We start from the raw sequence: 22,992 nt of genomic DNA, 5'->3' as shown, positions 1-22,992 counted from the left end.
ACCGCCCGGACCGTCAGGCTTACCGCACGCGCTGACCGACCACCGCTATGGCAGTCCCGTGTGTCCGCGTTCCTCGCGAGGACGGCGAAGCAGTGCGCAGCACCCTCGCCGAGGCGGACCTCGTGACCGAGACGCGCGAAATCGTCGTCGAGGACGGCTGGCTCTACATCCCCGTCACCGACGCCACCGCAGTTCCCGACGACTACGAGGTGGTACACCGCGACGTGCCGACCCGGGAGACACAGACGACGCCGGCCGATATCGTCGACTTCACGCCCTCCTACGAACGCATCGGGGACGTCGTGGTCGTCGACGAGGACGACCCCGAGCGTGCACAGGCTCTCGCGGCGGCCGTGATGGAGTCGGCCATCCCCGCACGCGCCGTCATCAACCGCGCCTCGAAAGTCAAGGGCGACCTCCGAGTACGAGACTGGGAGGTGCTGGCCGTCGCCGAGGACGGGACCGACCGCGCACCGACCGAGACGGTTCACCGGGAGTACGGCTGTGAGTACGCGCTCGATTTGGCGGCAGTCTACTTCTCGCCGCGGCTCGCCACGGAGCGCCACCGCGTCGCCGAGCAAGTGCGCGCGGGCGAGCGGACACTCGACATGTTCGCCGGTGTCGGTCCGTTCGTCGTCCCGTTCGCCAAACGCGGCGCGACGGCCGTCGGCGTGGACTTGAACGACACCGCAATCGAGTACCTCCGGGAGAACGCCCGCCGGAACGGCGTCGCTGACCGGGTGACCGCTATCCACGGCGACGTTCGAACGGTGACCGACCCTGATGGAATCGACGGCGACGGGACGGACTATCGCGACTGGGCTGACCGTCTCGTGATGAACCTCCCCCACAGTGCCGAGGAGTTCCTCGACACGGCGGTCGAGCTCGCGAGCGAGGAGTGTGTCCTGCACTACTACGACATCCAGCACGAGGACGACCCCTACGGCCCGGGCGAGCGTGCCATCCGCGCGGCGGCCGAACCAGAGTACGCAGTGACCGTCGACACCCGCCACACCGTCCGCTCGTACGCGCCACACGAACTGAACGTGGTGCTGGACGTTCGACTGTCACGGACCTGAACCGGACGCGATTCACAATCCTTATTGCGGTTATGGGACGAACGGTTATCTGCACACGCGGACACGCGCGGCGGCTCGGTAGACGAACAGCGTGAGTGTGCCGGTGTCGTGCGGAGTAGAGCGACGCAGGGCTGGGCACACGAACAGCGTGAGTGTGCCGGTGTAGCTCAGACTGGCTAGAGCGAATCCTTCGTAAGGATTAGGCCGAGGGTTCAAATCCCTCCACCGGCTCTTTCTCTCGGACGAACGACTGACCAGACAGCGACCCGCTCGGTCAGTGGGCCGGCTGGTGTCCCGTCGGTATCACGATACTCGTGTGCCAGCCGTGGCTTCCGAAACGGCCCTTTCGCCGCCGGCACCGAGCGTGTGGATTTCAGCCGTGGTAACTGCCCTCAACGCTTAACCGTGTACTATGCCAAGGGGGTGCCATGAGCGAAGTCGGAGTCGACCCGATTCGGGTGTTACACGTGGACGACGACCCCGAAATCGTGGAGTTGGCGGCGACGTTCCTCGAACGCGAGGACGACCGGCTTGCGATGGAGGGGGCGGTGACGGGGGAGGAGGCACTCGACCAACTCGAAGCGGGCGAGTTTCACTGCGTGGTGAGCGACTACCAGTTGCCCGACATGGAGCCACCGGCGTTCGCCGAGGCCATTCACGACGCCGCGCCGGGGGTCCCCATCGTTCTGTTCACCGGACGGGACGAGGAGCAGGTCGACGGGGAGATGCTCGATACCGTCTACACGGCGTATCTCCAGAAGGGGTCGGGTACCGAGCAGTACGGTGAACTCGCGGCCGAAATCGTCGACGCGGTGGCCAGTGCAGACGACGTGGCGACTGACGGCGGCACGCCGGTCTACCGGACCGACGGCGGTCCCGGGAGCGCGCCGTCCGACGACGGCGGCCGGCCGACGGAGCCGACGGACCCCACGGCGGACCGCAGTCTCTCGCGTATCGCCGGTGGGAACGCTGCTGCGGTCCTGACCGGTGTCCTCGACGCACTCCCGGATGGGGTACTCGTCCTCGACAGCGACCGGACGACTGCGTACTGGAACACGGCGGTCCCCGAACTGACGGGACGGAGTGGGGCCGAACTCGCCGATATCGAGCCGCCAGTGCTGTTCGCCCCAGAGGACCGCGAGGCCGTCGCGGCGACGCTCTCGGCGGCGGCGAACTCGGGACAGGACACGCTCGATTGCGCGCTCGAAACGGCCGACGGCACGACGCGGCGCGTCGAGTTGCACTGCACGCGCCTGACCGACACCGAGGGGCGGATCGTCGCGCTCGCCTGCACGCTCCGGGACGTGTCCGACCGGGCGGCGTACGAGCGGGAACTGGGCAGACAGCACGAACGACTGGAGGAACTGGTCGGTGCCGTCTCACACGACCTGCGAAACCCGCTGAACGTGGTGACCGGCCGCATCCAACTGGCTCGTGAAACCGGCGACGAGACGCACTTCGACGCGCTCGAACGCGCGACGGACCAGATGGAGGACCTCATCGTCGACCTCGTCGACCTCGCACGGAAGGGGCACACGGTCCCGGACACCCAAGAGGTCGCCCTCGCCGAGATGGCCGAGTTCGCGTGGGAAGAAGTCGACACCGCGGACGCAACGCTGTCGGTGGCGACGGAGGCGACGGTCCCGGCGGACCGCGAACGCTTAGAGCAAGTCCTCGTCGAACTGTTCGAGAACGCAGTCCAGCACAGCGACGGGCCGGTCGAAATAACGCTGGGGGACCTCGACGGGGGGTTCTACGTCGCCGACGACGGTCCGGGGATGGACCCGGACCGTGCCGACCAACTCGTCGAGTACGGGGAGACGACGGACAGGGAGGCGACCGGCCTCGGCCTCGCCTTGGTCCGTCGCATCGTCGAGGGGCACGGCTGGCGGCTGGACATCGTCGAGAGCGACGCGGGCGGGACCCGCGTCGAGGTGACGGGCGTCGGCGGCGACACGCCACCGGCGGCCTGAGTCAGGACTCGCCGGTCACGTCGCGGAGGACGCCGACGATGCCGCGGAACTCGTCGTCAGCCCCGCTGAGAATCGAGACTCTGGCGACCACCCGGCGGATGTCGCCTTCGACGTTCTCGGCGACGAACCCGAACCGTCGCCAGTCGTTCGCGCCTTCTTCACGGAGTTCCGAGACCAGTTCGGTTGCCGTCCGGTAGTCGTCTTCCCCGATGAACGCGGAGACGTGTGTCCCTTCCACGAACTCCCGTTCGTAGCCGGTCTGTCTGACGAACGCGTCGTTGACCCACTCGAAGTACCCCTCGGGGTCGAGGACGTACATCGCGTTGCCGACGTTCTCGACGACCTGCCGGTACAGTTCGTGCTCTCGTTCCCGTTCCCGTCGCTCGCTCACGTCCCTGATGATGACGACGAACCCGCGGACGACGGGGTCCGAGAGGAGGTTCCGGCCGCGCGCTTCGACGGCGCGCCAGCCGCCGTCGTCGTCCCGAACGCGGAACTCGACGGTCGGGATGTAGTCGGGGTCGATGACGGCGTCGTAGAACTCCTCCCGGAGGTCCTGCCAGTCGTCCTCGTGAATCCGCTCGTAGGGCAACCGACCGTCGACCTCGGCGGGGTCGAACCCCAACACCTCGTCGACGCGGCCGTTCCCGAAGGCGAGGTCGGCACCGGGACGCACGACGGTCACGACTTCGGGGTTCTTCTCGACGAGACGCGCCGAGAGCGCGCGCTCTTTGCGAGTCGCTCGCTCCCGTCTGGCCGTCGCGGCACAGTCCAGAACCCGTGCGACGAGCGTTCCAGTCGGCTCCTCACACGCCCTCGTCACGTAGCCGCTCGCGTCGGCCGCGACGGCCCGCCCGGCGATGTCCTCGCTTCCGTCGTCGAGGAACAAGACGACTGGGAGCGTTCCGTCCCGGTTCCTGATGCGGCGGGTGACGTCCGTGGGGTCCCAGTCCCCGTCGTCGGTGACGACGAATCCGTCGAACGGCGGGTCGGACTCCCCCATGGGTGTCCGTAGCCGCGGGTCGGGCGTGTGTTGGGCGGTTTCGACGTGTTCCACCGCGTCGGAGACTGACTCTTCGATGACGAAGTCGACTGGCTCCGTCGCTCGCTCGAAGCCAGCGCGGACCCACTCTGCGACATCCGAATCGGCACCGACGAATCCGACTCGATGCGGCGTACCGCCGGCGTCCTCCATTGGTGCCAATCAGAACACGTCTCCTGATAAGTTTTAGCAAGGAATCGATACGACGGCGACGCGACGGCCGCCCGCCGCCGCGGACACGTCGCTCACCTGCCGGTAGGTAGGCTCTGTTTATCGCGGTTCGGAAACGGGTCGGTGGCCGTCAGAAGGCCGCGCCGACGTAGAGGACGACGACGAGGAAAATCCAGACGGCGTCGACGAAGTGCCAGTACATCGAGGCGGTGCTGACCGAGGTGTGCCGGTCAGCCGAGTACTGGCCGAGCAGGGCACGGGCGAACACGATGCCGATGAGGACGGCACCCATCGAGACGTGGAGGCCGTGGAGGCCTGTCAGCCCGTAGAACGCGCTCCCGAAGACGCCCTCGGTGAGCGTGAAGCCCTCGTGGACGAGGAACTCGTAGTATTCGAGCACCTGTCCGCCGATGAATATCACGCCGAGCAACAGCGTCACGCCGAGCAGGCGGATGAACCGCTTGCGGTTCTCGTTGAGGAGCGCGACGTGTGCGTAGTGGAGCGTGAAACTGCTCACCACGAGGATGGCAGTGTTGACGAGGACGAGCGAACTCACGAGGGGCGGGAGTTCCGCACCCGTGGGTGGCCACGTCCCCGACCGGACGAAGAAGTAGTAGACGAAGCCAGCCCCGAACGTGGCGACTTCCGTTCCGAGGAACAGTAACATCGCCAGTTTGAGGGTCGAGCCGCCGTGTCCCTCCGTGCCGTGCTCCCAGAAGTTGACCACGAACGCGTGGTAGACCCAGCCGTACAGGCCGATGAGGAAGAGGACGGTACTGGCCACGAACACGCCGGGGCCGACCATCGGCCCGACGATGGCGTTCTCGCCTCGCCCGAGGACGAAGAGTCCGGCACCGACGTAGAAGCCGGCCGCCGCGATGGCCGTGACGAACGGCCACCAACTCGCCTCTCCGAACCCGCGGGGCCAGTCCTCTACCGCGGGGAGATGATGGTCCCCGTGGCCACCGTGGTCGTCTGTCGTGTCGTCTGCGACGCCCATTGTATCGGGGGGTAACGGGTGGACTACCAAAAACCTGCCCAACTCGTCGCCGCCTTTCGGAAGGTACTCGGCCCGGACGGCCGTAGCCACCCCCGATGGCAGAGACGCCGTCCCCGCGCCGGACGATTGCGACGCTGGTCGCCCTCACACTCGGGAGTGCCCTGTTGGCCACCCCGGTGGCCGCACACGGCGGGAGTCTCGGTGCCTCCGCCCGTGAGTCGCTCGCGGTGCCGACGTGGCTGTTCCTGCTGACCGGCGGCGGTGCCGTCGGCGGGTCGTTCCTCCTCGCCAGTTTCGTCACCGACCGCGCGTTCATCGCCCGGATTCACGGCTGGCGAGCGACGACGGACGTACCCCTCCGCCGCGTCGCCGCCGCGCTGGTCCAACTCGTCGGTGTCCTCGGATTGGGTGCCATCCTCGTCGTCGGCTATCTCGGTCCACCGGACGCCTTGGGGAACCTCGCGATTCTGCTCGTCTGGGTCGGCTGGTGGGCCGGGTTCACCGTGACGACGTACCTCGTCGGCAACGCGTGGCCCCTCCTCAACCCGTGGCGGACGCTCTCGTGCCGCCTGCCGTCGCTGAACGGGACCTACCCCACACGACTCGGCGCGTGGCCGAGCGTCGCCGGGTTGCTCGTCCTCATCTGGCTCGAAGTCGTGAGTCCACTGGCCGACGACCCTCGCTTGCTCGCTACCGTCGTCGCCGGGTACAGCGTCGTCACGCTCGCCGGTGTGGTGGCCGTCGGCCCCGACCGGTGGTTCGGGTCGGTCGACCCCGTGGCGCGCGTGTTCCGCTACTACGGCCGCGTCGCACCCCTGTCGTGGGACGGTGCCGGCGACAGGCTCTCGGTTCGACTCCCGGGCACCGCACTCACGGAGTCCCGACTGGTCGACGGGTTCGACGAGGTGGCCTTCGTCGTCGCGTTGCTGTGGGTGACGACGTACGACGGGTTCGTCTCTACGCCCGCGTGGACGGACATCGCCACCGTACTCGTCGGCGTCGGCGTCCCAGCGTGGGTCCTCTACCCGGCCACGCTCCTCGTCGGCTACGCACTCTTTCTGTCCGTGTTCCGCATCGCCGTCCGCCTGAGTCGGCGGACGGCGGACACCTACCGCACGTCCGAATCGCTCGCCGTCCGCTTTGCCCCGTCCCTGCTCCCCATCGCGGCCGGGTATCACCTCGCGCACTACCTCGATTACTTCCTCTCGCTGTCGCCCGCGCTCCTCTCGGCGGTCACCGCGCCGCTGGCCGCCCCGGCGACGGTACAGGTCCTGCAGGTGCCCGGGTGGTTCGGCGGTGTCTCGATGGCGTTAGTCCTGCTCGGCCACCTGCTCGCCATCTGGGTCGCACACGCGACGGCCTACGACGTGTTCCCCGGACGGTTACAGGCCGTCCGTAGCCAGTACCCGCTCGCCGGGGTGATGGTCTGTTACACCGTCGCGAGCCTCTGGATAATCACGCAACCGACAGTCACGCCACCGTTCCTCTGACAATGACACACACGACACCCACCGCAGACGACGCGCCCGACGCCAACGGCGACTTCGCGGTTCCGGCAGACGACGACGCCGTCCGCTGTCGCCACTGTGGCGCGCCGTTCGCCGACGACGAACTGCTCGCACTCCACCGTGGACTCGACCACCCCGGCGACCTCTCGGCCGACGAACGGGAGGCGTTCGAGACGGCCTACGACGCCGAACAGGAGGAAATCAGGCGGTTCCGACTGTTGGCACTCGGCGTGTTGGTTCTGCTGTACTTCGGCCTGCTGATGACCTACGCCGTCGTCGCGTGAGTCACGCCTCGCGTTCGACGACGAACCGGGTAAACTCCCGGAGGTTCTCGGCCGCCTCTCCCTCCAGTGGCACGCCGTCGAGGTGGTCGCGGGCGTTCGCCGCGAGCGAGAGTGCCCGTTCACGGGCGTACTCGATGCTTCCCGTCGCTTGGAGGATTTCGATGGCCTCGAGGACCTCCTCGTCGCTGTTGTCCTCGGCCCAGAGTATCTCTTCGAGGCGGGCCGCGTCCTCGGGCGGGGCGTGTTCGGCGGCGTGGATAGCCATCAGCGTCTTCTTGCCTTCGCGGATGTCGTTGCCGAACTCCTTGCCGAAGTCGTCGTCGAACCCACCCTCCGCGGCCGTCGCCACGCTCTCGGCTTGGTCGAGCGTGTGTTCCACGTCGAGGATGTCGTCGCCGATTTGGAAGGCGACGGACATCGACTGGGCGTAGTCGGCTACGGCCGCCTCCACCGCATCGGACTGTCCGGTGACGATGGCCGCGAGGCGGGCGACGATGCGCCCGAGGCATCCCGTCTTGCAGGCACACATCTCCAGATACTCCGGTTCGCCGACCCTGATTTCCTTCTCGTTGTGCCACTGGATGTCCATCCCCTGCCCGAGGTGCGTGCGGTTGAGTTCGTGCGTGAGCATCTCGTAGGCGTCGAGACGCGTCCCGTCGTCGAGGTCAGCGGGGTTGCGCGAGAGAACCTTCAGCGGCAGGAAGTACATCGCGTTGCCCGCGTTCAGCGCGATGTCGGTCCCGTGGCCCAGATGGAGTGCCGGGTCGCCGCGACGCATCGTCGCCCCGTCCTCCACGTCGTCGACGATGATGGTCCCGTTGTGGAGGATTTCGGGGATGCAGGCGTACGGCAGGTAGTCGTGTGGGTCCTCGCCGAACCCCTCGACGAGGAGGAGGAAGACCACGGCACGCCAGCGTTTTCCGCCACGGTCCAGCAGTTCCCAGATGGGGTCGGCGAGTGCCGACTGCACTGCAGTCGCGTCGTACTGATAGGCTGGCGGCCCGAACAGGTCGTCGAGGTACGCCTCGTCGACCGCTCGGGGCAACAACTCGGCGATGGCATCGTCGACCACCGGCCGCCACTCGGCGAGTACGTCCCGCATACCCCGCCAATCACCGGCCCGGCCCAAAAGCCTTCAGTTCCCCCGGCGAAAGCCTTAGGCTCTCATCGCCGCACCGAGGGGTATGGACTGGATAGGCGATGTCTTCACCAGCCAGCGTGGCTGGTCGCATCTGGAGTCCCTCGTCGACGTGGGCACCCGGATGGCCGGGACCGACGGCGAACGCCGAGCGGCGGAGTTGACACGCGACGCCTTGACCGAGGCGGGCGCGCGCGACGCCCGAATCACGGAGTTCCCGCTCCAAGGGTGGACCCGCGGCGAGAGCCGTCTCGTGGCCGACGGCACCGAAGAGGACTGCATCGCGCTCCCGCGAAGCCCCGCGGACACGGCGACGGGCCGGTTCGTCGACGCGGGCTACGGCCGCCCCGAGGATTTCGAGGAGGCCGACTGTGAGGGGGCCGTCGTGATGGCCGCCAGCGACGTGCCCGAGTGGTACGACCGCGTCATCCACCGCCGGGAGAAGTACCACCACGCCGTCGAGGCCGATGCCGTCGCGTTCGTCTTCCGGAACCACGTCGAGGGCTGTCTCCCGCCCACCGGGAGCGTCGGGTGGAACGACGACGAAATCGGCCCCATCCCGGCCGTCGGCGTCAGCAAGGAGGTCGGCTGCCGCGTCGCACGTCGGTTCGAGGGCGAACCCGTCACCGTCGGCGTCGAGGCGGACATCCACGACGCGACGAGTCGCAACGTCCACGCAGCACTCGGCCCCGACACCGACGAGGAAGTCCTCCTGACGAGTCACGTCGACGCCCACGACATCAGCGAGGGCGCGATGGACAACGGTGCCGGGACGGCGATGCTGGTCGAAGTGATGGGGGCACTCGCCGCGCGAGAATCCGACCTCGACACGCGGGTCCACGCCATCGCGTTCGGGGGCGAGGAGGTCGGCCTCCGCGGGTCCGAACACCACGCCGCGCGGACCGATACCGACGACGTGCGCGTCGCCTGCAACCTCGACGGTGTCGTCCGCGGTCGGACGCTGCGGGCACAGACACACGGCTTCCAACCGCTCGCAGACGCGGTCGAGACGGTCCGGGACCGGTTCGACCATCCCATCGAACTCGACCCGCGGATGGGACCCCACAGCGACCACTGGTCGTACGTCAAGCGCGGCGTCCCCGCCTGCTACGTCCTCAGCGACACCGAAGACCGCGGCCGCGGGTGGGGACACACCTATGCGGACACGCTCGACAAACTCGACTCCCGCGACCTGCGTGAGGGGGCGATTCTCGTGACCGACCTCGTCGTCGAACTCGCCGACGCGGACCGTACCGTCTCACACGCCGACACCGACACCGTCGCCAAGGCACTCGAAGCCCAAGGGCTCGCCGAGGGGATGCGTATCACCGGCGACTGGCCGTTCTGAGCGGGAACCCCATCCTTTTGCCTGCCCGGACTAACTGCCCTACACGATGAACGAGGAGGCCCGTCCGGTCGTCGGCGTCGTCGGGGAGTCGGCCACGGTCACCGACGCAATCGTGGCCGCGGACGGTGAGGTACACGCCACACGGGGGACCGACTACCCCGCCGACCTCGACGCCGTCGTCGCAGTCGGTGAGCACGCCCTCCTCTCGCTGACCGACGCCCCGCCGTCCGTCCCTGTCCTCCCCGTCGACGCCGGGCCGGGCGTTCGCTCGGTCGCGACGGACGACGCCCTGCGTGCAATCGAGCGTCTCGTCACGGGCGAGGGAGCGACGGTGACCGTGCCGATACTCGGCATCACGGTGGACGATACGCCGCGTGCGCACGCACTCGCGGACATAGCTCTCCTCACGGAGGAACCTGCCCGCATCTCGGAGTACGCCGTCACGACCGGGACGGACCTCGTGTCACGATTTCGCGCCGACGGCGTCGTCGTCTCGACGCCCGTCGGGAGTCACGGGTACGCCAGAGCAGTCGACGCGCCGGTCGTCGCCCCCGATACCGGCGTCGTCGCCGTCGCACCCGTCGGCCCGTTCGCCACCGAGGCCGACTCGTGGGTGCTACCGACCGACGGCGTCTCCCTGACCGTCGAACGCGACGAGGCTCCGGTCGAACTGCTCGCCGACGACCGGGTCGTCGGTCCCGTCCCACCCGGGGACCCGGTCGGCATCTCCGTCGCCGACACGCTCCGGGTCGTCGTCCTGCCGGAGAGCGCGCCACCGTTCGAGCAGGAGTGACGCCGGCCGGGATTGGAAAAACTCTAATGTATCTGGTGTCCACGTTCGCGTATGGAACCATCGGTGACGCTTTTCGGCCCGCTCGACACCTTAGTCGGTCCGTACATAGAGTGGGTCATCCTCGTCCTCGCAGTGGTGAACATCGGAACGCGTGCCATCGCACACCGGAAACACGTCTCGCAGGCCGCAGACGGTGCCGACGCCGTCTCTCGGTTCATTCCCCACGAGGCGGCCAACGTCGCCCTCGCGGCGGCGGCGTTCTACTACACCACGCTGCACCCCCACGGTGGCATCGTGATGTCGACGCTCGTCCTCGGTGCCTTCGTCAGCGACTTCTTCGAGTTCGAGGCCCGTAAGGTCGAAGCCCGCCGGGGCATCAGCCTCGAACGCCCGAAAGCCGGTATCGCCGCGTCCGGCCTCGTGTTCCTGTACGCGGCCTACCAGACCCTGTTCTTCGTCATCGAACCCGTCTGGTCGGCCATCGTCTGACTGCCCCGTCGGTCACGGACGACCGATACCACACCTTTTCGCGCACCGCTACGAGTCGACCAGTCTCGCATCTCCGAGGCGTGTCCGCCGCCAGTGACCGCCCGCTTCCGACATCGGTGTGGCGCACGGACGTGATGGCTGGCCCTACTTGCGGAAGCGACCACGACAGCGCGCAGGCTAACGCGTCGAGAGACGTGCCACACATGCAGTCGGTCGGGCACACGCTGACAGTATGCTCCGCGGCAAGAGCAACGACAGTAGCCCACCTGCCACACGCCGCCACGCGATGGCGGCCGCTGTCCGGGTGAGAAGCGTTTCGGGAAAAGACCGCGTCCGTCAGTTAGCTACTGCGCTCGGCCCACGTCTCGCGCGCCTGTTGGACCGCCGGGATGACGACCCAAAACGTCAGCGCGCCGAGGATGGCGAACCAGAACAGTGCCTCCCTGAGGAACAGGGCGAGCTGCCCGTAGAAGTCAGGGTTCTCGGGTGGTGCCGCGATGAGCTGTCCCTCCTCGAAACTGGCGGTGGTGTACCAACCAGACAGCACCATCCAGCCCAGCCCTGCCACAGTCAGGATGCCGAGACCTTTGGCGAATTCGTCAGCCATTATCCGAAGGTTCGTCGGTGTCGTCTTTAGACTTTCCCATTCCCGCCGCACGGAACCGTGTCGAGAACGCGTAGGCCGCCGCTCCGGCGACGATGAGGCCGATGCCGACGAGCGCGAGTGGGGCGTTGATTTCCGAGAGCGACGCAGTCGCCCTGTTGGTCGCCGAGTCGAGGAGAATGAAGCCGCCAACGACCGCGAAGACCGAAAAGAGCGTCGTGAATACCGTGACGGCCTTGTACACTCTCATCGGGACTTCGACATCGCGGGACCCATCACCGTCCGACGCCGCGGTGTCGTCGGCAACGTCGTCGGGGACGCGTGGCTCCCCGTTGGCTGTCGACTGCGACGACGAATCCTGAGAACTCATCGCGGCCCCGCTATTTCGGTGGGCGGAGCCGGTAGTACCGACGGTTGAGGGTGAACATGTACCCCTCGCGCATCGACTTGAGCACGGCGTACGTGATGAACCCTGCCACGAACGGGAGCAGGAACGTCAGGTCGAACAGCAGGTGCGAGTCCATCGGGACGAGGTTCTTGATGGAGAGCGCGGAAATCGTCGCCGCGAAGACGACGCCGAACACGCCCACTGCCGCCCAGAAGGGCTGTTCGACCGGCCGCCGCGCCGCACCTTTGTTCACGAACGGGACGATGGTGATGGCACCGACAATAACGAGGTTCGCCAGCACACCGTAGGTCCGGTCGGCCATCAGCTTCTGCCCGCCGAGCAGGCTCAGGTCGGGGTTGAGTGGCCCGAGTTTCAACAGGCCGAACGACCAGTAGAGGTACCAGTCCGGCAGGATGACCGCGGGCGTGTTCGATGCGTCGGCCGGTGGTAGCATCTCCGGCGGGAGCGTCGCCGAGAGGAACAGTATCATGCCGACGAAGAAACTCGTCAGCGCGAGATTCCGAATCATCTCGTGGGGCCACGCCGGGAAGCCCAACACGTCGCGCTCGACGTAACTGGACTCTTGGCGCAGGTCTTGGTCCTCACGGCGTGCACGCTCGAAGTACTCGTAGGTCAACCGGGAGAGACCCTGCGTGCGCTCCTTGCGCTCGCGCCACGTCGGCGTCTCGTCGTCCGGCGGGACGATGCCGGTGCCGTCGGTGGCGACCTCTTCGCCACCGTCAGTCACCTTCTCCGAGTCGGTGTTCGTATCGTTTGCTGTCATTGTATCAGTGGGGTTCCGCGATGCCCTGCATCCAGACGATGCCGATGTGGACTGCGATGAGTGCGGTCACGAGGAACGGCAGGAAGAACACGTGCAGGATGTACATCCGTTGCAGCGTGGCCTGGGTTAGCGTGAACCCGCCGAACATCAACTGTGCGACCCACTCGCCGGCCATCGGGATGGACAGTGCCATCTCGACGCCGATCTGTCCGGCCCAGAAGCTCAGCTGGTTCCACGGGAGCAGGTACCCGGTGTACCCGAAGACCATCGTCATCGAGATGAGGACGATGCCGATAATCCAGTTGAGCTCTCGGGGTTCCTTGTACGCACCCGTGAAGTACACACGGAGCATGTGCAGGAACACGGCGGCCGTCATGACCTGCGCGCTCCAGCGGTGGATGGACCGGAGCATGTACCCGAAGTTCAGGTCGGTCATGATGGCTGCGACAGAGTTCCACGCGACGGTCGGGTCGCCGGTCGCACCCGCGGCGGCCGGCGCGTAGTAGAACCCCAGCAACGCGCCCGAGACGGCCGCGACCAGGTACGCTAACGTCGAGAACGACCCGAGCGCGTACAGGGGGTACCAGTACCAGAACTTGTTGTCGAGTCCGTACTGCTCGGTGTGGCTCTTGGGCATCTGCATGTTGACCTTGTAGTACAGGTCCTCCAGCAGTTCGAGGTAGTCGACCAACCTGAACCGCTTGTCGAGCCACATCAACACCGCGAGGTAACGCTCTTCGACGACCGTGAGGTCGCGGGACTCCATCCAGCCTTTGTGGTCGTGTTCGTCTTTCTTTTTTAGACTCATTGTATCACTCGCCCGGACGCGGTAGTGCCACGAACTGTAGTTCGACGGGGCTGAACGGGTCGTATATCGACTGGTGGCACTGGCAGTACACTTCGTTTTCGGCCCCGAACTTCGCACTCCCTTCGTACGCCTTGAATCCGGGGACACAGCAGAAGTGCGTGCACTTGTTCAGCCACGCCATGAACCCGTCCTGTGTCGCACCGGAGATGAAACTCTGTGCCCGTTCGGGCAGGTCGCTGTACTCGCCCTCGCCGTTCGCCATCTGTTCGACTTGGGGACTCCGCACGATCTGCACGGGAATGGACTGCACGTCGCCGTCGGACCGCCAGTTCGCGGCCGCTGGCTTGCCGACGCCGTCGTTGCCGATTCCGTTGCCCCACTCTTCGTAGTCGTCGAAGTCCTCGACGAACAACTTGTCGCCGGCCTCCTTCTCTTCGGACTGCCACGTGAACCCCGGTGGCGGGGACCCGACCGACCGGAAGTAGTTGTCTTGGTCGGCACTCGGGTCGAGTCCGGCGTAGTTCTGGATGCCGCAGTACTGGTACCACGAGGAGGAGTAGGTGACGCCGTTGATTTCGCCCTCGGCGATGGTTACTTGACGGCCACCGACCGTCTCCGTCTGCACTTCGGGCCAGACGCCCCGGAGTGCCCCCTCGTCGTCTATCTCCAGCGGAACGAGCGGCATTCCGCGTGGGGCCGGTCCGTCGGTGTTCTCGATACCGATGAACTGTGTGATACCACCGCCGACACCTGTCGGGGATGTCGCGGTGTCGATGGCGGCCGCACCGCCGGTACCGACGCCCGCCAGTGCAGCACTGCCGACGACGCCTTTCACGAAGCGGCGTCGGCCCGTCTCGCTCGGATATTTGTCTTCGTCAAGTGGCATGGTTTATTTCTTGTAGTAGGGGTACAGCGCGCGTTTGACTCCGTCCCACGGGTCGTCCACGAGACTCGTGCCGTCGACTTGGTCCTCGCGGATGTAGAGGTCCTCCCACTTGCGCCGACGTTTCTTGACTATCATCACGTCGGGGAGGAACTCCTTACGGTACAGGAGCATGATGAAGGCGAGGTCCACGAAGATGACGGCGAGGATGCCGCCGAGATACATGTTCCCGACTTCAGTCAGCCCCCACCCGGAGATGAGGCCGTAGGTGAACAGACCGACGAACACGACTTCGACCACTGTCAACAGGACGATAGCCAGTGCCGCGGCGGTGCTCTCTCTGGGCGGTTCGTAGCGGTGGATGTCGCCGTAACTGCTGCCTTCCGACGCCATCAGTCGCTCCCTCCTTTGGTGTGGGCTGATTCACCGTACTTCAGCAGGAAGAAGGTGAAAATCAGCGAAACCACCATCATCAGTATCGTGGCGATGCCGACGAAGTGGGCTTGGAACGGGACACCCATGTGGATGGGGTTCAACTCTCCACCGCCACCGCCGTCGCTGCTTGCAGTGGGGTAGTCAGTGCCGACGACGACGGAACCGACCATACCACTGCCCTTGTGCGGCTGGCAGTAGTAGTTGTAGACGCCGTCCTCCTCGAAGGTGTACTCGTAGGTGTTGCCGGCTTGCCCAATGGGCGCGCCCGACTCGAAGTCGGCGTCCTCGGCGACGACGTTGTGGGCACCGCCTTCGCCGGTCCACTCCCAGACGACGGTTGCTCCGTTGTCGACGTGAACTGCCGCCGGACCGAACGCGAGGCCAGTGCTCCCCGCGCCGACCTCGACAGTTACCTCGTCCTGTCCGGTCGCGTCGACCACGCTCCCGTCGTAGTTGTTCGCGCCGCTGAGGTAGCCGCCGAAGTCGGGGCCGCCGCCACCGCCGCCCTCTTCGGAGGCGGCGGCCGTGCCCACGCTCGCGGACACGGCGGCGGTGGCACCGGCAGTCCCACCGGCTGTTCGGATGAAGTCCCGCCTGTTCATATACGTCTCAATCTCAGGACTGGGTTTGTATAAACCCACCGAATACGCCAGCAGGAACGCCGATGAACTGGTCTAACGCTGTTTCTGGTTCTCACGAAAACGGACTCCGTGCCCCGCTCGAACCGCCCTGTCAATCCGACTGTTCGGTGCCGTCGTCTCCGCCGTCGTCGGCGGGAATGCTGGACCGGCCGTCGCCCTCGTCGCCGACCCACCGACCGTTCTCGACCGGCAAGAACTCGGGGTACTCCCCCTCGCCGACGCCGACTGCCCGGAGCCGATTCCGGAACTCTTCCGCCCGGAACCGGTCGGACAGTCGTGCGTTCGCCACGACCATGAACAGGACGAGGCCGATTATCAGGAAGCCGATGCCCGCGACGACCAGCAACGTCAGGTTCACGTCCTGCCCGCCACGCGGCGCGGAGAGCAGTCCCGTCACGAACCCGAGCCACGCCAGCAGGAGGCCCACGCCAGCCAGCACCTGTACGCCTGCGATGACCTGCAGGACGCGGTTGCCGAGTTCGCCGGTCCCCTCGGGAACCTCCGCCGGGTCCGGCAGTACCTCCCCATCCGGCATGTCCGGTGCATCGTAGTCGTCCATCGAACAGAGTGCGACGACGGGTTTCACGTCCCTGACGACGGTGCCGAACCCCTCGACGCTCCCGTCCGGTTGGACGAGCGCGTACCCTTGGTCCGAGTACGCGACGAGGTTCCCGTCCCGGAGTCGCTCCACGCGGGCGAACACGTCACGGATGGCGACGCGGTATTTGAGGTCCGCTTCGACCCGGTCCAGCAACTCCTCGCCGGTTATCCACGTATCCGGGTCGAACGCCGCCTCCCACTCCTCGGGTGACATCTCCGCCATCTGTTCCGGGCCGAACTCGTCGAAGTCGTACTTCTCTTCGACCTCCGCACGGAGTTGTTCCGTCGTGGGCGTCTCCGTCTCCGCGTCTTCCGCCGTCGCCGAACCTCCCTCCGCCGGGTCCGCTCCGTCCGCCTCATCCGCCTCGCCCGTGCCGGCGTCGGCGGTGACTGCTCGGTCCCCGGCCTGTTCGTCGTCCCCCCGACGTCCGTTCGGTGGCGACTCTGGGTCGGCCATCACACGTGGATACGAACGGGAGCGGTAAACGCTTTCCGACCCCGTCTCCGCCTTTCGGCACGCTTTAGCGCGCCCAGTGGCTAGGCGCGGCTATGGTCGGGTTGTCGGACGCGGCGATTGCCACTGTCGTCCTTTTCGCCGTCACGCTCAGTTTCCCCTGTTTTCTCTACGGCGCGTGGATAATGATAGACGCCGAAGGGGTCACGTGGGGCGTGCTGACCCACCACCTGAAGTTCATCCTGACGGGACTGCTCCTGACGACGGTCCCGCTCCTCACGTGGATGCTCCCGCGCCTTCTCACGCAAATCGGTGGCGCGACCGTGGTCCACGCGTTCCTCGGATTACAGGCCTACGCCATGCTCACGTTCGCGTTCACGGGTATCGTGCGCGTGTTCCGCGCGAAGTACGAACACGACCTCTACAACGACTACGACGAGGACGTACTGCTCGACGAAATCGGGTCCGAGCAGATGCAGTTCTGGCGGCGACGCATCCGCATCGGCGTCTTCGGCTACGTGTTCTTCTGGCTCCTCGCCTACCTCGTCGGTCTCACCCGATTCCTCTTCAAGTACGCCCTGTAAAGCGGGATGGGCCGGGGCTGGCGACCGGCCGCCCACGGGGGAACGCACGTGTGCATCGAGATGGCAGTTCTGTATTGGTGGGAGTCGCTATCGACTGCGAAGGCGACCAGTCGTCGTCACCGACGGGCGGCCCGTCCCGGCTCGGTTTCGACGCGACCCACCGACCGAAGTCGGTGGCGGCAACACCTGCACGTGGCTTGCCCGAGCCATTCCGCTCGGCCGTGACGGGCCACCGCAACTCGTCGTCGTAGGGTTATCCTGTCGACCCTACGTTTCGGTAAGCGAGTGATACTGACATAACGATTTTTTCGGGTTCGACAGTTCTCTATGCAGTTTCCGTCGCTCTGAGTGCGAACTCGATGCGCACTTCTTTCCACTCACAGACGTAGTTGTTCGTGGACGAGACACGGGAACAGAACGGGCGGAGCGACGCGGTAGATAGGGCTTACCACGCCTCGCCGCTGGCGAGGTCGGTGTCGCTGTCCAGTTTCGACGACGGACAGATGTCTTCGAGGGCGCAGTCCGCACAGTCGGGGTTGCGCGCGGTACACACTGCACGGCCGTGACTGATGAGGAGGTGGGTGAACTGTTGCCAGTCGTCCTCGGGTACCAGCGGCATGAGGTCCGCCTCGATGGCCTCGGGTCGTTTCTCCTCGGTGATACCCAGCCGCCGGGTCAGCCGCTGGACGTGCGTGTCGACGACGATGCCCTCGACCACTTCGTGCCCGTGCTGGAGGACGACGTTCGCCGTCTTGCGGCCGACGCCGGGGAGGTCAGTCAGTGCCGCCATCGTGTCGGGAACCTCGCCGTCGTGGTCGTCGAGCATCTGCTGGCAGGCGTTCTTGATGTACCCCGCCTTGTTGTTGTAGTACGTAATCGAATTCAGGTCCTCGGCGAGTTCCGCCTCGTCGGCCTCGGCGTAGTCCTCGACCGACTGGTACTTCTCGAAGAGGTGTTCGGTTTCGGTATTCACGCGCTCGTCGGTACACTGTGCCGAGAGGATGACAGCCACGAGCAACTCCAAGCGGTTCGAGAAGTTCAGGGAGATGGTCGTGTCGGGGTACTCCTCGTACAGTCGCTCGATGACTTCCTCGGTCTGTGCCTCCCGGGAGGCGAGCGGCGTGCCCATACCGGAACCGAGGGTGCCGACGACTTCGGCGTTCCGTCTCGCAGTGGCGAACAGGCGACACTCCGTGACCGACGCGGCGTGTCGCACACCCGCGAACCGCGCCGGAACCGTGGTCAGGTCACGCACCGGTCTGGTCACGGCTCCGTACAAGAACGCTCGTACCGCGTCGATGACGGCCCTACAACCCGAGTTCGTCGCCGAGGACGGCGTGTTGAATCTCGCTGGTCCCCTCGCCGATTTCCATCAGTTTGGCGTCGCGGTAGAACCGCTGGGGCGCGAAGTCCTCGGTGTAGCCGTAGCCGCCGAGTACCTGCACTGCGTCCTCGGCGACTTCCCGCGAGACTTCGCTGGCGTCGAGCTTGGCCAGCGAGGAGAGCCGCGTCACGTCCTCGCCGTCGTCGTACTTCGTCGCGGCCTTCTGTGTCAGCAGGCGGGCGCGCTCTATCTTGCGGTCCATCCCGACGAGTTTGTCGCGGATGGCGTCGAACTCGCTGATGGCCTGCCCGAACTGCTCGCGTTCGGTGGCGTACTCGCGGGCCGCCTCGAACGCCCCCTGTGCCAGTCCCGTCGAGAGCGCGGCGATGGAGATACGGCCGCCGTCGAGCGTCTTCATCGTCTGTTTCCACCCCTCTCCCTCCGCGCCGAGTAGCCGGTCCGCGGGGACCCAGCAGTCGTCGAACTGGAGTTCACAGGTTGGCGAGGCGTTCAAGCCCATCTTCTCCCAGACGTTGGTCACCGCGATGCCGTCGTCCTCGTCCGGGTCCACGATGAACGTCGAGATACCGCCGTAGCCCGCGTCGGGGTCGGTGACGGCCTTGACGAGAATCGACCCCGCGACGTTGGCGTTGGTGATGAACTGCTTGGTGCCGTTCAGGACGTAGCCGTCGCCGTCTTCTGTCGCAGTCGTATCCATGTTCGAGGCGTCACTGCCCGACGTGGGTTCGGTGAGTGCCCACGACCCGATGGACTCGCCCTCGGCGAGCGGGCGGAGCCACCGCTCTTTCTGTGCCTCGGTCCCGAACATCTCTATCGGCTTCGCCCCCAGCGAGGTGTGGGCGACGTAAGAGAGGCCGACGCTCCCGGAGACCCGCCCGAGTTCCTGCGCGACGGTGGCGTACATCAGGTAGTCACCGCCCAGCCCGCCGTACTCCTCGGCCACCGGGACCCCCATCATGTCGAGGTCGGCCAGCGCGTCGAAGATGTCGGCAGGGAACGTGTGGTCGTCCTCGATGTCCTGTGCGACCGGGGCTATCTCCTCGTCGCAGAACTCGCGGACGGTTTCCCGCATCATCCGGTGTTCGCTCGGGAGGTCGAAGTCCATGGCAGTTCCGTACGGCCCCGCCGAGATTAAAACCACGGAACCACTCGCGGAGTTGGCAGGTCGGAACCCAATTCGTATTCGGCAAGCGGTACAACCGCATGACTGCGACGTAATCGCTGAGACTGTAAACTAAAAGTAGGATGGGGCAAAGCGGTTGTGCCTCATTTTCGACACTCGGAGACCTTCGGTCAATCAGATTTTTGAACTGTCGATCGTTGCGGCTGGCTATTCAAATTAGTCTCACTCTAAGTATGCCGATGTCAGCCGCGACTCGACGCTCCCGTACCGGAAAGCGACGTATCCGACAGTGAGCGCGGCGACACAGAGCCACGCTCCGGTGTTGACCAGCCCGAACGCCCCGACGAACTGTGACGGGCCGGTGAACGTCGGCCGGAGCAGCATCGGCAGAACCTCCGCAGCTTCACGGACGTTCGCCAAGCCGTAGATGTTGTTCGTCGCGAAGTTGATCAGGAAGTGGAGGCCCATCGGCAGTGCCAGTGAGTCGGTCCAGACGTACGCCGCGGCGAGGATGACCCCCATCATCAGCCGGGATCCGAAAGCGGCCAAGGAGTTCGGGAAGTGCGTGATACTGAATATCAGCGCGGACGCCACCACTCCTACCACGACCGCACCACGGTCGGACAGCCACCGATTCCGGAGTCCTTCGACGGCACTCGTCAGAATGAGGCCCCGATTGATCAACTCTTCCCAGAAAGCCACCAGCACCCACTGGATGACGTACACGCCGAACGCGACGGCGAACGGTAGCGTGTTCGCTCCGGTGCCGCCTGAGAACAACTCGGAGACAGTCGCCCACCCGGCGATTAGACTCACGGGAAGTGCCACCGCCATCCCTGCCAGGGCGATGGCACTGCCAGCACCGAAGTCCGTGAGCCACGACGGACCGAACGCGAGTCCGTAGTCGGTCACCGGTCGCCGGTCGACGTACTTCGCGAAGCAAACCGCCGTGACGAGACCGGCGAGGGCAGCGATGAGGTTGACGACGGCTCCGGTCACCGACGGCGGGAGTTCAGTACCTGCGAGAACCAGTGTCGGGACCACGTACACCCCCACGAATCCGGCGACCGTCGCCCCAAGAACGCGCCAGAGCGCGCGGAGGCGATTCTCGGTTCGATTCCACAGCACGGAGACGACCTGTCCCACGATGCCACTGCGGTCGGCTCGCCGGTCGGCATCGGCCGACCGGGATGCGGTTCGTTCGAAGTCAGTATCGGGATCTACTTCGGCCATCGACACCTGGACGTACGGACCCGCTGAAAAAGGCCGGGTTCCCTGGCTTCACTCGCTGAAGCCAACCCGGTGTCGCGTGTGGGTTCGGACGTGGGGTCACCCTACCTACCAAGGAGGTACCTCGTCCCTCGCGTACGAAGGCCTTTATTGACCGGCGGTCTGGGGCGTCGCCGCCGCGGTCACAGGAACGCCGACGGCGTTGACGCTTTTGAACCGGCAACGCGGACCTTCGTTCCACAGTTTCCGACGAAGAGAGCACTCTCCGAACCGACTCCCTCTGGCCGCCCGCAGTCCAACGGAGTGACAGATGACGAACACCTCTGAGGAGATACACGGTCAGATTCACTCCTCCGGTTGTAATTGATACGCACGTGAGCCACCAGTATCAGTCTCGGCGTGGCATCCACAGCCCGTAGAGTATCAGTCCCAGACCGGTGAACTCGGGGACCTGGAGGAGGCTATTGAGGACGGGGGTGGGAAGTTCCAAGACATAACTGAATATCAGGGCCAGCGGGGCCTGAACGAACAACACTAGCATGAAGCCGGTCGCGATGTACAACATTGGACGACTCTGGTTTTGCCGGTATGCTGTGTAGGCGAGGTAACTGATCGCCAATCCGAGGACCATCGGAATTACTTCGCTGGCCTGTCGAACGGTTCGTAAGGTTTCGATATCAATCTGGAGCGGTATGTCGAGCATGTCAGGTCCCCTCTACGAACTGTGTGAAGCGGTCTGCCATCCGCTCTCGGCGTGAGACTGTAATCTCGAAGCCGTCCTCGCTGAGGTCGAGTTCGATGCCGTCGAGTTCCGTCCGATAGAGTTTGTAGTTCTTGCCATCGGTGACTGGCTGGATATCTTCGGTGACTAAGTCGTACTCGCGGAGTCGTTCGAGTCGCCGGTAGACGGTTGGTTCCGAAACCCCGGCGCGGTCGCTGAGTTCGGCCGCCGAGCGAGGCTCTTTCTTTGCCTCGACGAGAATCGTGCGCGCACACTCATCACCGAGTAAATCTGCGAGTGATTCGGGGTCTCGCACGCCGGACACGGTAAGTGTGTCATCTCCTGTTTCGTCAATATAGGTTGTGCCGTTCTGGGCTTGCTGTCTGGCTTCAGTCAGTGAAGCCACGAGAAATCGCTATTCATCACCGGGTTGCGAGGTGGAAGCATCGGGAATCACCGTGGAGAGCCCTCTCGAAGGATTCAGGTACCGAAAGTGAGGTTATCCACGGAGTGTTCCCCGGACGCGGTTCGGTCGCTATTGAGTTTGGAACTAGCCGAACTTCGTGGCTCTTGCCCTCGAATATACCCGAACTCCTGTATCAGGAAACTGAACAACCCTCGCTAGGCCGAACTTCACTGTTAGCGGAGGTGCGTAGTGCCCTCATCGTCAGTGCGAGAGTTCAAACGAGTACACACGGTCGGAACCCCTATGTCGCTGGGGCGGTTCCCCTACGGCGATGGCAGTCCGTCGCCTGCTCCGCGGGCACCTCTCCCGCGAGGACGTGGCCCCCGTCGTTGATTCCGTCGCCGACCGGTACGCGTTCTCGGACCCGACCGTCGAGTTCCTCGAAGCGGACAACTGGCTCTCGACGCCGCTGGTCGTGGACGAACAGGTGTTCGTGAAGGTAATCTCCGACCAGAACTCGCTGGTCCACGCCCTCCTGACCGCCGGGCGGAACCTCGGGGCGTTCTCCTCGGGCACCGAGGGCTTCTTCGAGCACTTCGGCACTCCCGTCGAGATGGCCGAACACGAACTCGACGCGACGCGACGGATGCGCGAACTGGGGATTCGGGCCCCGGAACCGCTGGAGGCGTTCGAGGTGAACGGCTACGGCGTCCTCGTGTTGGAGTACCTCCCCGAGTTTCGGACGCTCGACGAACTCGACCCGGACGCGATAGCGGCCCACGCCCCGACACTGTTCGCGTCGCTGGCGACGATGCACGACAACGGCCTCGCACACGGTGACCTCCGCGAGGAGAACGTCCTCGTCGCCGACGGCGAACTCTACTTCATCGACGCGACGAACGTCCGCGAGGGCGGTATCGAGGACGCGCGCGCGTACGACGTTGCCTGCGCCCTCGGTGCCCTCGCCCCGTTGGTGGGTGCCGGTCGCGCCGTCGAGGCCGCGCTCTCGGCGTACTCGCCGGACGCACTGCTCGACGCCCGGGAGTTCCTCGACTTCGTGAACATCCGCCCGGACCACCGCTTCGACGCCGCCGCCGTCAAGGGTGAGATCGAGAAGGCCGCGAGTTGACGACGTATCGCTCTCGGTGTCGCTCGCTCCGT

25 protein-coding genes and 1 tRNA gene are annotated in these 22,992 nt (G+C 65.5%); 10 read left to right on the top strand and 16 right to left on the bottom strand.

The window, feature by feature from the left end:
• Positions 1-47 precede the first annotated feature (47 nt).
• The 3 genes from MUG95_RS03350 to MUG95_RS03340 all read left to right on the top strand — a co-directional run bounded on the left by MUG95_RS03350 (position 48) and on the right by MUG95_RS03340 (position 3,052).
• Complete coding sequence (locus MUG95_RS03350) at positions 48-1,079, top strand: class I SAM-dependent methyltransferase (RefSeq protein WP_247009660.1); 1,032 nt, start codon at positions 48-50, stop codon at positions 1,077-1,079.
• Positions 1,080-1,235: 156 nt separating this feature from the next.
• Positions 1,236-1,310: transfer RNA gene (locus MUG95_RS03345), tRNA-Thr, on the top strand.
• A gap of 197 nt (positions 1,311-1,507) precedes the next feature.
• A complete protein-coding gene (locus MUG95_RS03340; RefSeq protein ID WP_247009659.1) occupies positions 1,508-3,052 on the top strand; it encodes a hybrid sensor histidine kinase/response regulator in 1,545 nt (514 codons plus the stop codon).
• A 1-nt stretch (position 3,053) separates the two neighbouring features.
• On the opposite strand, the gene MUG95_RS03335 is transcribed toward MUG95_RS03340, so the two are convergent.
• Both MUG95_RS03335 and MUG95_RS03330 read right to left on the bottom strand, forming a co-directional pair.
• On the bottom strand, positions 3,054-4,247 hold the full coding sequence (locus MUG95_RS03335; protein ID WP_247009658.1) for a PAS domain-containing response regulator: 1,194 nt from the start codon (positions 4,245-4,247) through the stop codon (positions 3,054-3,056).
• A 148-nt stretch (positions 4,248-4,395) separates the two neighbouring features.
• Positions 4,396-5,265, bottom strand: a complete 870-nt coding sequence (locus MUG95_RS03330) for a cytochrome c oxidase subunit 3 (protein ID WP_247009657.1) — start codon at positions 5,263-5,265, stop codon at positions 4,396-4,398.
• Between the two features lie 95 nt (positions 5,266-5,360).
• On the opposite strand from MUG95_RS03330, the gene MUG95_RS03325 reads away from it, so the two are divergent.
• On the top strand, positions 5,361-6,755 hold the full coding sequence (locus MUG95_RS03325; RefSeq protein WP_247009656.1) for a hypothetical protein: 1,395 nt from the start codon (positions 5,361-5,363) through the stop codon (positions 6,753-6,755).
• 2 nt (positions 6,756-6,757) lie between these two features.
• Positions 6,758-7,057, top strand: coding sequence for a DUF7410 domain-containing protein (locus MUG95_RS03320; RefSeq protein WP_247009655.1), 300 nt, complete (start codon positions 6,758-6,760; stop codon positions 7,055-7,057).
• Position 7,058: 1 nt separating this feature from the next.
• Here the strand turns inward: MUG95_RS03320 and MUG95_RS03315 are convergent, their stop codons facing one another.
• Positions 7,059-8,159: a polyprenyl synthetase family protein gene (locus tag MUG95_RS03315; protein WP_247009654.1), complete on the bottom strand. Its 1,101-nt coding sequence runs from the start codon at positions 8,157-8,159 to the stop codon at positions 7,059-7,061.
• Between the two features lie 82 nt (positions 8,160-8,241).
• On the opposite strand from MUG95_RS03315, the gene MUG95_RS03310 reads away from it, so the two are divergent.
• The 3 genes from MUG95_RS03310 to MUG95_RS03300 are packed head-to-tail and all read left to right on the top strand — an operon-like array spanning position 8,242 to position 10,825.
• Positions 8,242-9,543, top strand: a complete 1,302-nt coding sequence (locus MUG95_RS03310; protein ID WP_247009653.1) for a M28 family peptidase — start codon at positions 8,242-8,244, stop codon at positions 9,541-9,543.
• Positions 9,544-9,589: 46 nt separating this feature from the next.
• Positions 9,590-10,336 carry an NAD(+)/NADH kinase gene (locus MUG95_RS03305; protein ID WP_247009652.1) on the top strand — a complete coding sequence of 249 codons (747 nt, stop codon included), beginning with the start codon at positions 9,590-9,592 and terminating at the stop codon, positions 10,334-10,336.
• Between the two features lie 51 nt (positions 10,337-10,387).
• Complete coding sequence (locus tag MUG95_RS03300) at positions 10,388-10,825, top strand: DUF7313 family protein (protein WP_247009651.1); 438 nt, start codon at positions 10,388-10,390, stop codon at positions 10,823-10,825.
• Between the two features lie 340 nt (positions 10,826-11,165).
• Here the strand turns inward: MUG95_RS03300 and MUG95_RS03295 are convergent, their stop codons facing one another.
• From MUG95_RS03295 to MUG95_RS03260, 8 genes are all read right to left on the bottom strand, one after another.
• On the bottom strand, positions 11,166-11,432 hold the full coding sequence (locus tag MUG95_RS03295) for a DUF7314 family protein (RefSeq protein ID WP_247009650.1): 267 nt from the start codon (positions 11,430-11,432) through the stop codon (positions 11,166-11,168).
• Positions 11,425-11,799 (bottom strand): DUF7315 family membrane protein, encoded by a 375-nt coding sequence (locus tag MUG95_RS03290; RefSeq protein WP_443984537.1) that lies wholly within the window; start codon positions 11,797-11,799, stop codon positions 11,425-11,427. Before MUG95_RS03290 ends, MUG95_RS03295 begins: the two co-directional genes overlap by 8 nt.
• 10 nt (positions 11,800-11,809) lie before the next feature.
• Entirely contained in the window at positions 11,810-12,601 is a 792-nt protein-coding gene (locus tag MUG95_RS03285; protein ID WP_247009649.1) for a cytochrome b family protein, read from the bottom strand.
• A 4-nt stretch (positions 12,602-12,605) separates the two neighbouring features.
• Positions 12,606-13,409 (bottom strand): cytochrome b, encoded by an 804-nt coding sequence (locus tag MUG95_RS03280; protein WP_247009648.1) that lies wholly within the window; start codon positions 13,407-13,409, stop codon positions 12,606-12,608.
• Between the two features lie 4 nt (positions 13,410-13,413).
• Complete coding sequence (locus MUG95_RS03275) at positions 13,414-14,295, bottom strand: Rieske (2Fe-2S) protein (RefSeq protein ID WP_247009647.1); 882 nt, start codon at positions 14,293-14,295, stop codon at positions 13,414-13,416.
• A gap of 3 nt (positions 14,296-14,298) precedes the next feature.
• Complete coding sequence (locus tag MUG95_RS03270) at positions 14,299-14,685, bottom strand: DUF7318 family protein (protein WP_247009646.1); 387 nt, start codon at positions 14,683-14,685, stop codon at positions 14,299-14,301.
• Positions 14,685-15,329, bottom strand: coding sequence for a halocyanin domain-containing protein (locus tag MUG95_RS03265; RefSeq protein ID WP_247009645.1), 645 nt, complete (start codon positions 15,327-15,329; stop codon positions 14,685-14,687). The genes MUG95_RS03270 and MUG95_RS03265 overlap by 1 nt, the downstream gene beginning before the upstream one ends.
• 130 nt (positions 15,330-15,459) lie before the next feature.
• On the bottom strand, positions 15,460-16,425 hold the full coding sequence (locus MUG95_RS03260) for a DUF7319 domain-containing protein (protein ID WP_247009644.1): 966 nt from the start codon (positions 16,423-16,425) through the stop codon (positions 15,460-15,462).
• 92 nt (positions 16,426-16,517) lie between these two features.
• Between MUG95_RS03260 and MUG95_RS03255 the strand changes: the two genes are divergently transcribed.
• A complete protein-coding gene (locus tag MUG95_RS03255) occupies positions 16,518-17,006 on the top strand; it encodes a DUF7321 family protein (protein WP_247009643.1) in 489 nt (162 codons plus the stop codon).
• 445 nt (positions 17,007-17,451) lie between these two features.
• Here MUG95_RS03255 and nth read toward each other — a convergent pair whose 3' ends face one another.
• From nth to MUG95_RS03230, 5 genes are all read right to left on the bottom strand, one after another.
• On the bottom strand, positions 17,452-18,135 hold the full coding sequence (gene nth, locus MUG95_RS03250) for an endonuclease III (RefSeq protein ID WP_247010447.1): 684 nt from the start codon (positions 18,133-18,135) through the stop codon (positions 17,452-17,454).
• A gap of 178 nt (positions 18,136-18,313) precedes the next feature.
• Positions 18,314-19,456 carry an acyl-CoA dehydrogenase family protein gene (locus tag MUG95_RS03245; RefSeq protein WP_247009642.1) on the bottom strand — a complete coding sequence of 381 codons (1,143 nt, stop codon included), beginning with the start codon at positions 19,454-19,456 and terminating at the stop codon, positions 18,314-18,316.
• A gap of 240 nt (positions 19,457-19,696) precedes the next feature.
• Positions 19,697-20,707, bottom strand: coding sequence for a CPBP family intramembrane glutamic endopeptidase (locus tag MUG95_RS03240; RefSeq protein ID WP_247009641.1), 1,011 nt, complete (start codon positions 20,705-20,707; stop codon positions 19,697-19,699).
• A gap of 385 nt (positions 20,708-21,092) precedes the next feature.
• Positions 21,093-21,407 carry a DUF7521 family protein gene (locus MUG95_RS03235; protein WP_247009640.1) on the bottom strand — a complete coding sequence of 105 codons (315 nt, stop codon included), beginning with the start codon at positions 21,405-21,407 and terminating at the stop codon, positions 21,093-21,095.
• Position 21,408: 1 nt separating this feature from the next.
• Positions 21,409-21,750, bottom strand: coding sequence for an ArsR/SmtB family transcription factor (locus MUG95_RS03230; protein ID WP_247009639.1), 342 nt, complete (start codon positions 21,748-21,750; stop codon positions 21,409-21,411).
• 412 nt (positions 21,751-22,162) lie between these two features.
• On the opposite strand from MUG95_RS03230, the gene MUG95_RS03225 reads away from it, so the two are divergent.
• Complete coding sequence (locus MUG95_RS03225; RefSeq protein WP_247009638.1) at positions 22,163-22,960, top strand: RIO1 family regulatory kinase/ATPase domain-containing protein; 798 nt, start codon at positions 22,163-22,165, stop codon at positions 22,958-22,960.
• Positions 22,961-22,992 lie beyond the last annotated feature (32 nt).

The sequence above is a fragment of the Halorientalis litorea genome (assembly GCF_023028225.1).
GTDB classification, from domain to species: domain Archaea; phylum Halobacteriota; class Halobacteria; order Halobacteriales; family Haloarculaceae; genus Halorientalis; species Halorientalis litorea.
The sequence above is the reverse complement of the archived record's forward strand: the minus strand, read 5'-3'. Positions and strand labels throughout refer to the sequence as shown.

Excerpts from the sequence above, each read along its gene's own strand:
- MUG95_RS03315 (WP_247009654.1), bottom strand. The coding sequence starts at position 8,159 with ATGCGGGACGTACTCGCCGAGTGGCGGCCGGTGGTCGACGATGCCATC.
- MUG95_RS03225 (WP_247009638.1), top strand. The coding sequence starts at position 22,163 with ATGGCAGTCCGTCGCCTGCTCCGCGGGCACCTCTCCCGCGAGGACGTG.
- MUG95_RS03255 (WP_247009643.1), top strand. The coding sequence starts at position 16,518 with ATGGTCGGGTTGTCGGACGCGGCGATTGCCACTGTCGTCCTTTTCGCC.
- MUG95_RS03290 (WP_443984537.1), bottom strand. The coding sequence starts at position 11,799 with ATGAGTTCTCAGGATTCGTCGTCGCAGTCGACAGCCAACGGGGAGCCA.
- MUG95_RS03265 (WP_247009645.1), bottom strand. The coding sequence starts at position 15,329 with ATGAACAGGCGGGACTTCATCCGAACAGCCGGTGGGACTGCCGGTGCC.
- nth (WP_247010447.1), bottom strand. The coding sequence starts at position 18,135 with ATGGGCACGCCGCTCGCCTCCCGGGAGGCACAGACCGAGGAAGTCATC.
- MUG95_RS03340 (WP_247009659.1), top strand. The coding sequence starts at position 1,508 with ATGAGCGAAGTCGGAGTCGACCCGATTCGGGTGTTACACGTGGACGAC.
- MUG95_RS03280 (WP_247009648.1), bottom strand. The coding sequence starts at position 13,409 with ATGAGTCTAAAAAAGAAAGACGAACACGACCACAAAGGCTGGATGGAG.
- MUG95_RS03325 (WP_247009656.1), top strand. The coding sequence starts at position 5,361 with ATGGCAGAGACGCCGTCCCCGCGCCGGACGATTGCGACGCTGGTCGCC.
- MUG95_RS03300 (WP_247009651.1), top strand. The coding sequence starts at position 10,388 with ATGGAACCATCGGTGACGCTTTTCGGCCCGCTCGACACCTTAGTCGGT.
- MUG95_RS03330 (WP_247009657.1), bottom strand. The coding sequence starts at position 5,265 with ATGGGCGTCGCAGACGACACGACAGACGACCACGGTGGCCACGGGGAC.
- MUG95_RS03310 (WP_247009653.1), top strand. The coding sequence starts at position 8,242 with ATGGACTGGATAGGCGATGTCTTCACCAGCCAGCGTGGCTGGTCGCAT.
- MUG95_RS03235 (WP_247009640.1), bottom strand. The coding sequence starts at position 21,407 with ATGCTCGACATACCGCTCCAGATTGATATCGAAACCTTACGAACCGTT.
- MUG95_RS03285 (WP_247009649.1), bottom strand. The coding sequence starts at position 12,601 with ATGACAGCAAACGATACGAACACCGACTCGGAGAAGGTGACTGACGGT.
- MUG95_RS03275 (WP_247009647.1), bottom strand. The coding sequence starts at position 14,295 with ATGCCACTTGACGAAGACAAATATCCGAGCGAGACGGGCCGACGCCGC.
- MUG95_RS03270 (WP_247009646.1), bottom strand. The coding sequence starts at position 14,685 with ATGGCGTCGGAAGGCAGCAGTTACGGCGACATCCACCGCTACGAACCG.
- MUG95_RS03245 (WP_247009642.1), bottom strand. The coding sequence starts at position 19,456 with ATGGACTTCGACCTCCCGAGCGAACACCGGATGATGCGGGAAACCGTC.
- MUG95_RS03320 (WP_247009655.1), top strand. The coding sequence starts at position 6,758 with ATGACACACACGACACCCACCGCAGACGACGCGCCCGACGCCAACGGC.
- MUG95_RS03335 (WP_247009658.1), bottom strand. The coding sequence starts at position 4,247 with ATGGAGGACGCCGGCGGTACGCCGCATCGAGTCGGATTCGTCGGTGCC.
- MUG95_RS03350 (WP_247009660.1), top strand. The coding sequence starts at position 48 with ATGGCAGTCCCGTGTGTCCGCGTTCCTCGCGAGGACGGCGAAGCAGTG.
- MUG95_RS03305 (WP_247009652.1), top strand. The coding sequence starts at position 9,590 with ATGAACGAGGAGGCCCGTCCGGTCGTCGGCGTCGTCGGGGAGTCGGCC.
- MUG95_RS03260 (WP_247009644.1), bottom strand. The coding sequence starts at position 16,425 with ATGGCCGACCCAGAGTCGCCACCGAACGGACGTCGGGGGGACGACGAA.
- MUG95_RS03240 (WP_247009641.1), bottom strand. The coding sequence starts at position 20,707 with ATGGCCGAAGTAGATCCCGATACTGACTTCGAACGAACCGCATCCCGG.
- MUG95_RS03295 (WP_247009650.1), bottom strand. The coding sequence starts at position 11,432 with ATGGCTGACGAATTCGCCAAAGGTCTCGGCATCCTGACTGTGGCAGGG.